This is a genomic window from Sphingomonas sp. Leaf37 (assembly GCF_920939475.1).
Lineage (GTDB): Bacteria > Pseudomonadota > Alphaproteobacteria > Sphingomonadales > Sphingomonadaceae > Sphingomonas.
In genome coordinates this window covers 170,832-182,543 of the sequence record NZ_CAKLAX010000003.1, presented here as the reverse complement: position 1 = coordinate 182,543, position 11,712 = coordinate 170,832, and the positions used below count along the sequence as shown (strand labels likewise).

Annotated in this window: 8 protein-coding genes; 6 read left to right on the top strand and 2 right to left on the bottom strand. The window is 70.3% G+C overall.

Features of this window, described 5'->3' with window-relative positions; all coding sequences use genetic code 11:
- Positions 1-5: 5 nt before the first annotated feature.
- Both LRA87_RS10560 and LRA87_RS10555 read right to left on the bottom strand, forming a co-directional pair.
- Positions 6-845 carry a hypothetical protein gene (locus tag LRA87_RS10560; RefSeq protein ID WP_230631417.1) on the bottom strand — a complete coding sequence of 280 codons (840 nt, stop codon included), beginning with the start codon at positions 843-845 and terminating at the stop codon, positions 6-8.
- Between the two features lie 80 nt (positions 846-925).
- Complete coding sequence (locus LRA87_RS10555; RefSeq protein ID WP_230631416.1) at positions 926-2,302, bottom strand: M23 family metallopeptidase; 1,377 nt, start codon at positions 2,300-2,302, stop codon at positions 926-928.
- 155 nt (positions 2,303-2,457) lie between these two features.
- Between LRA87_RS10555 and tssK the strand changes: the two genes are divergently transcribed.
- The 6 genes from tssK to LRA87_RS10525 are packed head-to-tail and all read left to right on the top strand — an operon-like array spanning position 2,458 to position 11,674.
- Positions 2,458-3,762 carry a type VI secretion system baseplate subunit TssK gene (gene tssK, locus LRA87_RS10550; RefSeq protein ID WP_230631415.1) on the top strand — a complete coding sequence of 435 codons (1,305 nt, stop codon included), beginning with the start codon at positions 2,458-2,460 and terminating at the stop codon, positions 3,760-3,762.
- A complete protein-coding gene (icmH, locus tag LRA87_RS10545) occupies positions 3,759-5,186 on the top strand; it encodes a type IVB secretion system protein IcmH/DotU (RefSeq protein ID WP_268934852.1) in 1,428 nt (475 codons plus the stop codon). Before tssK ends, icmH begins: the two co-directional genes overlap by 4 nt.
- Complete coding sequence (gene tssM, locus LRA87_RS10540; protein WP_230631414.1) at positions 5,186-8,677, top strand: type VI secretion system membrane subunit TssM; 3,492 nt, start codon at positions 5,186-5,188, stop codon at positions 8,675-8,677. Before icmH ends, tssM begins: the two co-directional genes overlap by 1 nt.
- The gene (gene tagF / locus LRA87_RS10535; protein WP_230631413.1) at positions 8,659-9,126 is read left to right on the top strand and encodes a type VI secretion system-associated protein TagF; all 468 of its coding nucleotides are present in this window, start codon (positions 8,659-8,661) and stop codon (positions 9,124-9,126) included. Before tssM ends, tagF begins: the two co-directional genes overlap by 19 nt.
- Positions 9,123-9,875: a PP2C family protein-serine/threonine phosphatase gene (locus LRA87_RS10530; protein ID WP_230631412.1), complete on the top strand. Its 753-nt coding sequence runs from the start codon at positions 9,123-9,125 to the stop codon at positions 9,873-9,875. Before tagF ends, LRA87_RS10530 begins: the two co-directional genes overlap by 4 nt.
- Entirely contained in the window at positions 9,872-11,674 is a 1,803-nt protein-coding gene (locus tag LRA87_RS10525) for a serine/threonine-protein kinase (RefSeq protein WP_230631411.1), read from the top strand. The genes LRA87_RS10530 and LRA87_RS10525 overlap by 4 nt, the downstream gene beginning before the upstream one ends.
- Positions 11,675-11,712: the final 38 nt, after the last annotated feature.

Below are 11,712 nucleotides of genomic sequence, written 5' to 3'. Positions count from 1 at the left end.
TCGGATCAGCGGCGGACGTCGAAGTCCCGCCAGTCGGCGGTTTCGGTCAGGTGCGGTTTCGCCAGTGCGCGCCTGCCAAGGATGGTACAGGTCGTCGGCTGGCCGCCCTTCAGCAATTCGGCCAGTCGCCGCTCCGGCGGTGCCCCCTTGATGACCTTGCTTACCGTCGCCGCGACCCCGCCGGCGACTTCGCTCGCGCGGAACTGCATGGTGCCGGGCAGGCGGGCAAACCGATACTGCCATCGGATCGTCCAGTAGAAGGACTGGAGGAAATGCGGCTGTCCCGCGTGATCGCGCGCGATCAACGCGGTGCAGAACGCGATCTCCGTCTGCGCCGCGGCCAGGTAGTTCATCGCCTTGGTCTTGCCGTTCATAACGAACACCTGCACCCCGGCGGCCGGCACGTCCTGATGAAACACCTCGAACGGCGATCCGCCGCCCGGCACGTCGGGCAGGTCGACGACGAACCGCTTGTAGACGTCGTTCGGCCGGCTTTGCAGCCAGCACATCCGGTATTGATCGAAATACCATATCGCGCCGGGCTTATCGCCGTCGAAGCAGGCCTGCTGGGTCCGGGCCGGCGGGCGTGCATTCTGTTCGAAGACGCTGCCATCGGCCGCCGTCGTCCCGCGGTAGACCGTCCAGCGGGTGTCGTGACGCTGAACCTGCGCGAAGCCCAGCGTCCAGCCCTCGAGCGAGCGGGATCCGCGGCTGGCGAACGCCACTTCGCCTTTCGCCTCGATGGCATGCGTCAGCCCGAATTTGATCAGCCCGCCCATCTGCTGGGGCGGGGCGATCCGGGGCCGTTGCAGGATGTGCAGACTGGAAGAGGCGATGCGTTCCATTCATGGTCTCCGCGGCGGGAAGGATCGGACCGGCCGGCACGACGCCGGCTGTAGCCATGCGGGGCGCGCAAAGCGATCGTTCACTGGCTTTCGGCCGCGACCCGCGCACCGTCGACGCGATCCCGCAGGGTGCGGAAGCGCTTCAGCGCATCACCGGCGAGCGAGCGGCTGCCGCCGACGGCGATCGAGAGCGGATCGACCGGCTGCCCATCGATATGTACCTCGTAGTGGAGGTGGGGGCCGGTCGATCGGCCGGTGGTGCCGACCTCGCCGATCTGCTGGCCCTGTGCGACGTGCAGGCCCGGCGCCAGCCCGGCGGCGATACGGTTCATGTGGAGGTACAGCGTGTCCCAGCCGTTGGCGTGATGCAGGCGCACGAAATTGCCGTTCGGCCCCTTCGGCCCGGCGAAGGTCACCGTCGCATCGCCCGCGGCGTAGATCGGCGTTCCGGTCGGTGCCGCGAAGTCGGTGCCCTTATGCATCTTGACGAAACCCAGGATCGGATGGCCGCGCATGCCGAAGCCCGAACTGATCCGTGCCGCCTCGACCGGCGTACGCATCAGCGAGCGTCGACTGCTCTTGCCGCCGCTGTCGAACCATTCCGCCTCTGCATCGCCCGGCGCGCGGTAGCGATAGAGCGCGCGCGACTTGCCGGCGGTGGCGAGCGAGGCATAGACGAGGACGGGCTGGCCGACCGGTTCACCCTCCGGGGTGACGCGCTGTTCGAAGCCCGCCTCGAAGACGTCGCCGCGGGCGACTTCGCGTTGCATGTCGAAATCGTAGCGAAAGGCGTTCACGAACGGGCCGATCAGCACGTCACTGACGCCGGCGGCGACCGCCGAGCTGTAGAAGCTGTCGCCGTCCAGTTCGCCGCGGACGAACCGGGTCTGGCGGTGCAGCTTCGCGGCGATCGGGGTTGCCGCGAACGCACCGTCGCTGCCGGCCGCCAGCATCACGCCGGAACCATCGGCGCGCCTCGCGACGAGTTCGGTCAGGCGGTTTCCCGCGCCCGAGGGGGTGATGGCGAAGGCCAGCCGGATCTCGCCCGTCGCAGCGCCGAGGGTGCGCCCGACCGCGGCGCTGGCGGCCTGCGCCTGCGTGGCCGCAATGCCCGACGCGAGGAGGGTCGGAGCGAGATCGGCGAGCGTCGGTACGATCAGGGTGCGCCGCTCCGCGATGCTGGCGGGGGGATTTGCTCTGGTCGCGCGGACGGGCTGGACGGGGGCTTCCACCGATGGATTGGACGGGCGGGCGAGAAAGGCGGCGACCGCCCCAATGGCTGCGATCCCGATCCCGGCGCCGATCGCAAGCCGGTCGCGCGGCCGCGCCGTTGCAGGCGGGGAGGGCGCTGGCCGTCGCGCAGCATCCGGGCGCGGCGCAGCGGGAGGATCGTCCGGACGCGGCGTGATCCACGATCGCGGGTCGAACGACGGTTCCTGATCGTAGGGATGTGCCATGCGCCTCCGCCACGCGACTTGGCGCGTCGTATGCGACATAGCTATTGCCCGGTTCGCCGGCTGGGGCAATAACCGCTCCGACAGCCGGTTCGTGGCTGTGGCCCGGCTGGGGAATGCGTTTGTCTGGGAAGAACCGGGTTGCCTGGCACGAGGGCATGTTCCTGCGGCCACAGCATTTCCAGGCGCAGGATCGTTTCATCGAGGCGCAGCTGGGCGCGCGCGTCGATTCGATCCGGCCATGGGGCTGGGGCCTGATCGCGTTGAGCGTCGACGAGGATCTGGCGGCGCTCGGCAAGTTCGCGGTGACGCGGGCGGTCGGCGTACTGCCCGACGGTACGCCGTTCGCGATCCCCGACGATCTGCCGCCGCCCGAACCGCTCGACGTGCCGGGGGATGCGCGCGATGCGATCGTCTATCTGACGCTGCCCGCCAGCCAGACCGGCGCGGTGCAGTTCCGCGATGTGGAGGCGCGCAGCCACGACGCACGCTATCTGGTCGACGAGGCGGAGGTGGCGGATGCCTATTCCGACGACCGGACCAGCGAGCCGATCGGGCTGGGGCGGCCCAACCTGCGGTTCGGTATCACGCGCGACCAGACCTATGGCCGGGTGACGCTGGGCCTCGCGCGGGTGCGGGAGGTACAGAACAAGCGGGTGATGTTCGACGACCGCTACATCGCCCCGACGCTGGATGCGGCCGCCGCCCCGCGACTGCGCGGCGGGCTGTCGGATATCGTCGGGCGGGCCGCACAGCGCGCCGAGGAACTGGCGCTGCGCGCGGTCGAGGCGACCGACGGCGGGTCGGATACCTTCGCCAGCTTCCTGCTGTTGCAGGCGCTCAATCGGTGTCTGCCGGTGCTGGAACACCTCCAGTTCCTGCCCACGGTCCACCCCGAGCGCCTGTTCGAAGCCCTGGTATCGATGGCGGGCGAGCTGGCGACGCTGATCCGGCCCGAGCGCAAACCGCCGCCGCTGCCGCGCTACGACCACGAACATCCGCAGACTTGTTTCGAACCGGTATTCGACCTGTTGCAGTCGATGCTGTCGGCGGTGTTCGAACGATCGGCGTTGCAGATGCCGCTCGATCAGGCGGGACCGGGTGCGTACGTCTCGCGGATCACCGATCACGGGTTGTACGAGACGGGGTATTTCTATCTCGCGGTATCGTCGGCGTCGCCGGTCGAGGAGATCCGCGGGCTGTTCCCCTCGGTCGCCAAGATCGGCCCGGTACAGAAGATGCGGGCGATCGTCGATTCGGCGCTGCCCGGCGTGCCGCTGCGCCATACGCCGACGCCGCCGCCGCAGCTGCGCGTGCTGCCCGGCTTCGTCTATTTCGAGCTGGATCGCGGCGTGCCCGACTGGCGCGAGTTCCAGCAGGCGACCGCATTGGGGCTGCATGTCGCGGGTGACTGGCCGCAGCTGAAGCTGGAGCTGTGGTGCGTGAAACGGAGCGGTCGATGAGCGAGGATGGCGACAAGACGGTCTTTCGTCCGTCGCCATTGCAGGGCCTGAAGCGCGGCGACACGCCCGCGCCGACGGCGCCGACACCCTGGGCTCCCGCTGCGCCGCCGCCCACCGGCGGCTATGCCGCCCCGCCGACCCCCGGCGGCTATGCCGCGCCACCACCGTTATCACGGTCCGGGACCGCACCCGTCGCGCCGGGTGTGACCCCGTCGCGGCTGGGGGAAGACGACGTGCCGCTGCCCGCGACACCGCCGGCGATCCGCAACATCATGCTGGCCGAGGCGGAGCCGGTGCTGGCGCTGCTCGCCGCCGTTCGCGCCGGGCGGGTCCGGTTGCCGATGCCGGAACTGCACCGGCAATGCTCCGCCGCGATCGCGCGGTTCGAGCGGGCGATCCAGCCGCATTATCCCGAGGAAAAGCGCCAGCGTGCCAAATATGCGGTGTGCGCGACCGCCGACGATATCGCGCAGAACCTGCCTGGAATCGGCACCGATGGCGCGGAATGGGCGCGGCGATCGATGGTCGTCACCTTCTTTCAGGAAAATATCGGCGGCGACCGCTTCTGGCAGCTGGTCGACGACATGCTGCGCGTGCCCCAGGACAATCTGGACCTGATCGAGCTGTTCCACGCCTGCCTCGCCGCGGGGTTCGAGGGGCGGTTCCGGGTGATGCCGGACGGGCGGCGGCGGCTGCACGAGATCATGACGCGGTTGCAGGGCGCGTTGCCGCACGTCCGTTCGCTGTCGCAGGTCGAGCTGGTGCCGCACTGGCGCGGCGAGACCGCACCGGTCGGGCGGATCGGGTGGAGCGTGCTGGCGCTGGCGGGTGCGGGCGCGCTCGCATTGCTGCTGCTCGTCTATGTCGTGCTGCGGCTGATGCTGGCGTCGAGCGGCGATGCGCCCTCGACGCGGCTCGCCGCGCTGACCCCCGATGCGCGGCTGACGCTGGCGCGCCCCGCTGCGGCGATGCCGGCGGCGGCGAGTGCGCAGGCGAGCAAGATCAAGCGTTTCCTGGAGCCGGAAATCCGCGAGGGACTGGTGACGGTGGAGGAGGATGCGCAGACGGTGCGGGTCCGCACCACCGTCGGCCAATTGTTCGAATCGGGATCCGACGTGCTGGAGCCGGGCCGCGAGCCGCTGTTCCACCGCATCGGTCGCGCGATCGAGGACGAGCGCGGCAGCGTCGTGGTCGAGGGGCATGCCGACAATACGCCGGTCGCCACCGTGCGCTTCCCCAACAACATGGCGCTCAGCGAGGCGCGGGCGGAGACGGTCGGCGCGCTGGTGCGTGACGATCTGTCCGACCCCGCAAGGCTGTCGACGAAGGGACTGGGAGACACCGTGCCGATCGCCTCCAACGCCGATGCGGCGGGCAAGTCGCAGAACCGCCGTGTCGAAATCGTCGTGCCGCGGCGCTACTGATGCGGAGATTTTTCCGGAACTGGTATGCGGTGACGATCACCGCGGCGGTGCTGGTGGCGGCATTGCTCGCCTTCGGGTTGCCGCTGTTCGTCGCCTTCTTCCGGCCGATCCCGGTGCGGATCGGCGCCGTCGTCGCGGTGGCGCTGCTATGGGGGCTGTGGTGGTTCCTGCGCCGCCGCGCCGCGCGCCGGGCGGCGGATGCGATCGCCGCCGAACTCGCCGGGCCGAATGCCGCCGATGAGGAGGGCAAATTGCTCGGCCGCCGGATGGGCGAGGCGCTGGCCAGGCTGCGCGGGGCCGCTGGGGGCAAACGCGACTATCTGTACAGCCGTCCGTGGTATGTCATCATCGGCCCGCCGGGGGCTGGCAAGACGACGGCGCTGCTCCATTCGGGTCTGCGCTTCCCGTTCGTCGAGCAGGCGGTCGGCGGGGTCGGCGGGACGCGCAACCTCGATTTCTGGTTCGCCGACGAGGCGGTGCTGGTGGATACCGCCGGCCGCTATACGACGCAGGACAGCGATGCGAGCGTCGATGCCGCGGGATGGGGCGCGTTCCTGGGCTTGCTCAAGCGGCACCGGCCGCGCCAGCCGATCAACGGCGTGCTGGTCGCGATCGGCGTGGATACGCTGGTGGCGAGCGACTGCGCCGCGATCGACGCGCATGCGCGGGCGGTGCGGCGGCGGCTGGTCGAGCTGCGGCGGTCGCTGGAGACGGCGGTGCCGGTGTATCTGCTGGTCACCAAGGCCGACCTGCTTGCCGGCTTCACCGATTATTTCGACGATCTGGATGTCGAGGGGCGGCGGGCGGTGCTCGGCGCGACCCTGCCCTATGCCGATGGCCGCCCGACCGCGGAGGTGCTGGCGCAGGCGTTCGACACCGCGAGCCAGTCGATCGCCGACCGGCAGGCGCGGCGGTTGTTCGAGGAGGTCGACCAGCGCCGGCGTGGCATGATGATCGGCTTCCCCGCGCAATTGCGGTCGCTGCGCGCGCGGCTGATGCGCTTTGCCGATGGGGCGTTCGTCGCCGGGGACGAAGCGGCGGCAACCCTGCGCGGCTTTTACCTGACCAGCGGCGTGCAGGAAGGCGCGGCGCTCGATCGCATCCTCGCCTCGATGGCCGAGGTGTACGAACAGCCGGCGGAGCCTGTGGTGGGCACACGCGGACGGGCGTATTTCCTGAACCGGCTGCTGACCGAGGTGATGTTCCCCGAAGCGGGGCTGGTCACGACGGATGCGAAGGCGAAGGTGCGGCGGCGCGGGCAACTGGGCGCGGCGCTGGCGGCGATCGCAGTGGCGACGGCGCTGGTACTGGCGGCATGGGGTGTCAGCTTCGCGCGCAACCGGGCGTTCCAGTCCGATCTGTCGCAGAAGACCGCACAGGCCGAGGCGCAGTTGCGCGATGCGGGGGTCGACCTGACGCAGGTGCGCGAGGACGATGCCGACCTGCGCGCCGCGATCCCGGCGCTCGATACGCTGCGCAACCTGCCGCGTGGCTATGCCGACCGTCGGCAGGGCGGGCCGGGGCTGACGATGCGGTTCGGCCTGTATCAGCGCGGGCTGAGCCAACAGGCGGAGGAGACGTACCGCGACGCGCTGCGCCGGGTGATGCTGCCGCGGCTGCTGCTGCGGCTGGAAGCGGTGATGAAGGCGGACGGGCGTGATCCGATGCGGCTGTACGAACCGCTGAAGGTATATCTGATGCTCGGCCAGCAGGGTCCGATGGATGCGAAGGCGGTGCGCGCCTGGGTGACGGCGGACTGGGCGACCGACCTGTATCCGGGCGCGGACAGTCAGGCGGAACGGACTGCGCTGACCCGGCACCTCGATGCGCTGATCGAGGATCGCGACATGGCGTCGGTATGGCCGAACCGCCGTCCGCCGCTGGATGCGCAACTGGTCGCCAGTGCGCGGGCGGCGGTGCAGACGCTGAGCCTCGCCGATCGTGCCTATGCGGTGATGCGGCAGAAGGCCGGATCGGCGGGGCCGGCGTGGGAAGTCGCCAACGTGCTGTCGCAGGGCGACGTGCTCGCCTTCGCAGCGCCCGACCAGCTGGCGTCGATGCGTATTCCGTATTTCTTCACGCGGGCGGGGTATGAGAAAGCGTACCTCCCCGGCCTCGCGACGGTGCAGCAGGATCTGAAGCGCGACCTGTGGGTGCTTGGCGGCGCCGGGGAAGCGGGCGTCGGCGAGGAGCTGAGCAACGTGCGGCCGGGCGTCGCCGGGCTGTATGCGAAGGACTATATCGCCGCGTGGGAAGGCGTCGTTGCCGCGATGAAGCCGGCCGCGTATTTCAGCGACCCGGCGGCATTCGGCGCGCTGACCAAGAGCCCGTCGCCGCTGAAGCGGGTGCTGCTGGAATTGCGCAAGAACACGATCTTCACCGGCGGCGTGCAGGCGGGGCTGGCCCGGGCTGGACGCTATGGCATGAACCGGTCGCGGGTCGGCCGCGTCGCCAACGAGATCGGGCGCGACCGGTCGCGCGGGATCGATGCGGGCGACGAGATCAGCAGCTATTTCCAGCCACTCCACGAATATGTCGGCGATGGCCGCGGCTCGGCGCCGATCGACGATTTCGTCGCGGGCATCAAGGCGGCGGGGCAGGCGGTGATGGCGGCGCGATCGGTCGGTGGCGGCGGCGGCGCCGACACGACGCAGGCGCAGATGGCGGCGGCGCTCGCGTCGGTCAAGGCGGCGGCGGCAGGCGCGCCACCGCAACTACAGGGCTTCGTCAATGCGGCGGCAGGCGGTGGGGCCAGGGCGCAGGTGGGTGCGGCGAGCGGCGCGGTCGGCGATGCCTATGCGCAGGCGGTGCTGCCGGCATGTCGGGAGGTTGCCCAGGAGCATTACCCTTTTTTCAGCGGGGCAGCCGATGCCCCGATGGTTGACGCGCTGCGCGTATTCGCGATGGGCGGCGTATTCGATGGCTTCGTCCAGCAGCGGCTGATGCCGATGATCGATACGTCGGGCGCGGTGTGGCGGTGGAAGGACGGCGATCCGGTCGCAGCGGCGCTCAACCCCTCGACGCCCGAGACGCTGGCCCGCGCGGTGCAGTTGCGCGACCTGCTCGCCGGCGGTCTGCCGATCAAGGTGTCGGTGGCGAGCTTCGGCACCGACGTCGCGGTCGTCGAGGTCGCCAGCGGCGGCACCCGCTACCGCTTCACGCCACAAAGCAACCAGCCCAAGCCGTTGTTGTGGTCGGCGACGGGTAGCCTGCCGGAAGCGTCGGTGGTGCTGTACCGCAGCGGCCCGGCGAAGCCCGCCGATCCGGATGCGCCGCCAGGGGTCGAGGTCGCCCGCGTCGAGGCGGAGGGGCCTTGGGCGTTGTTTCGGCTGATGGACCGTGCCGACAAGCAGAATGCCGGCCCGAAGGCGATCCGCGCGAGCTTCGGACAGGGTGCGCAACGGACCACGCTCAGCGTCCAACTGCCCGGTACGACCAATCCGTTCAGTCGTGCCGGCCTGTGGTCGTTCCGTTGCCCGGCCAGCCTGTGACCGCCTTGCTGTTCGGGAAGCTGCCCGCGCACGGCGATTTCGTCGCGCGCGGCTGTTCGCCGGAGGAGCGGGCTCGCCTCGACGGCTGGCTGACCGCGTCGCTGGCGGATGCGCAGGGCCGCTTCGGTGTGGACTTCGCCGAACGGTTCGACACCGCATTGCCATGGCGCGGCGAGGGCGTGGGGAGCATCGGCGTCATCGCCGCATCGCAGGACGCCGCCGGTCGCCGCTATCCGCTCGTGCTGCTCTGTGCCGCGGCGGACGAGGCCGAGGATCTGGTCTATGCCGCCATCGCCGAACGCTGGGATGCCGACCGGTTGGTCGCCGCCGCCGGCACCGGACCCGCCACGCAGATCGACCGCTGGTTCGCGCCCGACGCCAATCGTGCGCTGGACGGTGCGCAGCCGCCGACCATCGTCACCGCCATGCTGGAGAGCGCAGACGTATGAGCGCAGCATTCCGTATCGCGAGCGTCGCCGCGACGCATCCCGGCCTCGTCCGCCGGGTCAATGAGGATCGCCATTGCGAGCGGACTGCCGACGGCCTGTGGGTCGTCGCGGACGGCATGGGCGGGCATGCGTTCGGCGACTGGGCGGCCAACGCGGTCGTGCAGGCGCTGGACAGCGTCGCGGTGCCGCCGGACTTCGATGCGGCGGTGCAGGCAGTCGCGGACGGCATCCACAGCGCCAACCGCCGTATCTGGGCCGAGGCACAGCGGCGCGGGCAGCAGATGGGATCGACGGTCGTCGTCTTGCTGGTGCAGGGCGATCGCTTTGCCGCCTTGTGGGTGGGCGACAGCCGCGCATATCTGTTGCGCGACGCGATGCTGGTGCCGCTGACCCGCGATCATAGCCAGGTGCAGGAGATGGTCGATCGCGGCCTGATCGCACCCGAAGAAGCGACAAACCATCCCCGCGGACACGTCCTGGCCCGGGCGATCGGCGTCGGCGCGCGCATCGCGGTCGACGTCGTCGCCGACACCGTGGAGGCGGGCGACCGGTTCCTGCTGTGCAGCGATGGCCTGTCGGGGCAGGTGCCCGATGCCGGGCTGGCGACGATCATGGCCGCGCCCGGCCAGTCTGTGGCGATCGAGGCGCTGATCGCCCGCGCGCTCGCCGCCGGCGCGCCCGACAACGTCACCGTGATCCTCGTCTGGGCGCAGGAGATCACCCGCCTCGACATCGAGGCGCGGACATGACGATGGAGGGGGAGGGCGACCGCACCGTCTTCGATCCCGATCGTACGGTGTTCGATCCGGCGGGCGGCGACGCCCCCGCAGCGCGGCCACCCGCGGGCGGCACGGCGATTCAGGTCGGCGACGTGCTCAACCATATGTTCGCGGTGAAGCGGTTCCTCGCGCGCGGCGGTATGGGCGAGGTGTTCGTCGGCGCCAACGTCATCACCGACGAGCGGGTCGCGATCAAGGTGATGCTGCCCGCGATGGCGGCCGATCCCAACGTCATCACATTGTTCCGGCGCGAGGCGCAGACGCTGACGCGCCTGCACCACGAGGCGGTGGTGCAATATCGCGTGCTGGCGCAGGAGCCCGAACTCGGCGTCCTCTACATCGTCACCGAATATATCGACGGCACCAGCCTGTCCGATGTGCTCGGCACGCTCCAGCCGAGCCCGGAGGAACTGGGCGCGTTGCTGCGCCGGCTGGCATCGGGGCTCGCGGCGGCGCACGCGCTGGGGGCGATCCACCGCGACGTGTCGCCCGACAACATCCTGCTGCCGGGCGGGCGACTGGCGGGCGCGAAGCTGATCGATTTCGGTATCGCCAAGGATCTCGACCCCGGTACCGCGACGGTGATCGGCGACGGATTCGCCGGCAAGCTGGGCTATGTCGCACCGGAGCAACTCGGCGATTTCGGACGCGCACTGGGGCCGTGGACCGACGTCTACAGCCTCGGGCTGCTGATCCTCGCGGTCGCGCGCGGCAGCGACCTGGGGCTGGGCGGCACGCTTGTCGATGCGGTCGACAAGCGGCGGGCGGGGATGGACCTCGCCGCCGTGCCGACGCCGCTCCGCTCGGTGATCGCCGGTATGGTCCGGCCCGACCCTGCCGACCGGTTGCAATCGATGGCAGCGGTGCTTGCCGCGCTGGATGCCGCGGAGGTCCCGGGTGCGACGGCCGGACGTCTGCCGCGGTGGTGGCCGGCTGCCGCTGCGGCGCTGGTGTTGCTGGTGCTGGTCGTCGGCTGGTTCGCCCTGCGGCCCGACGGTGCGGTCAAGCCGGGCGCTGCGACCGCGGCGGCGGGTGATCCGGTGGCGCGGGCACGCGATGCGATCGATGCGGCCCTGCCGTCGGTCAGCTGCACCTGGCTGCGCGTCGTATCGGTGACGCCGGGCGCTGCGGGACCGCGAGTGGCGCTGACCGGTGTCGCGGGCAATCCGGGCGAGGCGCAGACCGAGATCGTCCGCACGTTGCAGGCGCAGGGGCTGACCGCCAGCGCGATTGACTTCGCCGAGGTGTCGCCGATCAACCGATCGGGCTGTGCCGCGCTCGACGCCTATCGTCAGATTCGCGCGACCGGACCCAATCGCCTGTCGGTGACGCAGCGCCGGTTCGAGATGCGGACGCAGGCGGCGGGAACGAGCTACGAGGGCAAACTGGCGGCCAATGCGCCGGTGGTCATCGCGATCGGCGATCCGTCGTTGGACTTCGCGCTCGTCGGGCTAGAGCCTTCGGGTGCGATCGACATGGTGATCCCGGATCGCGCCGCGTTCCGATCGGCGTTGCTGGCGTCGCGCGGTGGCCTGCCGATCAGCGATCTCGGCAGTGATCGCTACCGGATGGTGATCGATCTGGACCATGAGGGCTGGTCGGGGCTGCTGCTGGTCACGGGCAAGGGGCCGTTCGACGCCCGGTTGATCGCGCCGCCGCTGGGGCAGCGGGATGCGGCGTGGCGCAGCGAACTCGTCGAGCGCGCCGCCGAGCGAGGCTGGCAGGCGGACATGCTGTGGTTCCGCTCGGTCGACGACGTCAAGGATTAGCCTGAAGGCGGACTTGCCCGGTCCCACGGAACAGCGAT

Coding starts and splice junctions, on each gene's coding strand:
- LRA87_RS10530 (WP_230631412.1), top strand. CDS start 9,123: ATGAGCGCAGCATTCCGTATCGCGAGCGTCGCCGCGACGCATCCCGGC.
- LRA87_RS10560 (WP_230631417.1), bottom strand. CDS start 845: ATGGAACGCATCGCCTCTTCCAGTCTGCACATCCTGCAACGGCCCCGG.
- LRA87_RS10555 (WP_230631416.1), bottom strand. CDS start 2,302: ATGGCACATCCCTACGATCAGGAACCGTCGTTCGACCCGCGATCGTGG.
- icmH (WP_268934852.1), top strand. CDS start 3,759: ATGAGCGAGGATGGCGACAAGACGGTCTTTCGTCCGTCGCCATTGCAG.
- LRA87_RS10525 (WP_230631411.1), top strand. CDS start 9,872: ATGACGATGGAGGGGGAGGGCGACCGCACCGTCTTCGATCCCGATCGT.
- tssM (WP_230631414.1), top strand. CDS start 5,186: ATGCGGAGATTTTTCCGGAACTGGTATGCGGTGACGATCACCGCGGCG.
- tssK (WP_230631415.1), top strand. CDS start 2,458: ATGTTCCTGCGGCCACAGCATTTCCAGGCGCAGGATCGTTTCATCGAG.